The sequence below is a fragment of the Intrasporangium chromatireducens Q5-1 genome, from assembly GCF_000576575.1.
GTDB lineage: Bacteria > Actinomycetota > Actinomycetes > Actinomycetales > Dermatophilaceae > Intrasporangium_A > Intrasporangium_A chromatireducens.
In genome coordinates, this window is sequence record NZ_AWQS01000457.1 from 1 (window position 1) to 1,491 (window position 1,491).

Here is a 1,491-nt window from a genome sequence, read left to right on the forward strand (position 1 = left end):
CGAATCCGAGGCCGTCCCGCGGCCGCAACCCCAAGCCATGGAGTACCCGCAGTGAAGAGTGCGCTCGAGACCCTCAGCCCGACCCGGGTCAAGATGACCGTCGAGGTCCCGTTCGAGGAGCTCAAGCCGAGCCTCGATGCGGCTTTCAAGCACATCGGTGAGCACATCCAGGTGCCCGGCTTCCGCAAGGGCAAGGTCCCGGCCCGGATCATCGAGCAGCGCGTCGGCCGTGCGGCGGTCCTCGAGGAGGCCGTCAACAACGCCCTCCCGCAGTTCTACGGCCAGGCGCTCGAGGAGCACGCGGTGCGCCCCCTCGGCCAGCCCGAGATCAGTGACCTGTCCGTGCCGATGAGCGACGGCGACGACTTCTCCTTCGTCGTCGAGGTCGACAAGCGCCCCGAGCTCGAGCTGCCGGACTTCTCCGACATCGAGCTGACCGTCGACGAGGTCAAGGTCGACGACGCCGACATCCAGGAGCGCCTCGACGCGCTCCGGGCCCGGTTCGGCACGCTCGTCGGCGTCGACCGTGCGGTCCAGGACGGCGACTTCGTCTCGATCGACCTGTCCGCCGAGGTCGACGGCGAGGAGGTCGACTCGGTCAAGGGCGTGTCCTACGAGGTCGGCTCCGGCAACATGCTCGAGGGCCTCGACGAGGCGCTCGTCGGGATGTCGGCTGACGAGACCAAGCAGTTCACCGCGCCCCTCGCCGGTGGCGACCGCGCCGGACAGCAGGCCGAGTGCACCGTGACGGTCACGGCCGTCAAGGAGCGCGAGCTGCCCGAGCTCGACGACGAGTTCGCCCAGCTGGCCTCCGAGTTCGACACCCTCGACGAGCTGCGCGCCGACGTGGCCCGCGCCGCCGAGAACGAGAAGAAGTTCGGCCAGGGGGTCGAGGCGCGCGACAAGCTCCTCGACGTCATGCTCGAGCGCGTCGACGTCCCCGTGCCCGACGGCGTCGTCGAGTCCGAGATCCACTCGCACCTCGAGCAGGAGGGTCGTCTCGAGGACGACGAGCACCGTGCCGAGGTCGACGAGAGCACCCGCAAGGCCCTCAAGACGCAGCTGCTCCTCGACGCCGTCGCGGAGCGGGAAGAGGTCCAGGTCGGCCAGCAGGAGCTCATCGAGTTCCTCGTCATGACGTCCCAGCAGTACGGCATGGACCCCAACACCTTCGCCCAGTCGATCGACCAGGAGGGCCAGATCCCCGCCATGGTCGGCGAGGTCGCGCGCCGCAAGGCGCTCGCGGCGGTGCTCGAGAAGGTCGCCGTCAAGGACACGGCCGGCAACGTCGTCGACCTCAACGCCGCAGTCCCGGGCTCTGAGGACGACGAGGACGACGACCAGGCCGTCGAGGTCGGCGAGGTCGAGGCGGTCGAGGTGCCCGCGGACGAGGCGGAGCAGAGCGAGGTCGCTGCCACGGACGCCGACGAGACGGCCCAGGCCTGACCCACCAGCTCGGCTGACGAGGCCCCCGACCGCGTGGCGGTCGGG

The 1,491-nt window shown here is 70.0% G+C and carries 1 protein-coding gene; it reads left to right on the forward strand.

Translation table 11 applies throughout. The annotated features are described in order from the left end of the window. Positions 1–51 precede the first annotated feature (51 nt). Positions 52–1,446 (forward strand): trigger factor, encoded by a 1,395-nt coding sequence (gene tig, locus N864_RS22190; protein ID WP_034722675.1) that lies wholly within the window; start codon positions 52–54, stop codon positions 1,444–1,446. Positions 1,447–1,491 lie beyond the last annotated feature (45 nt).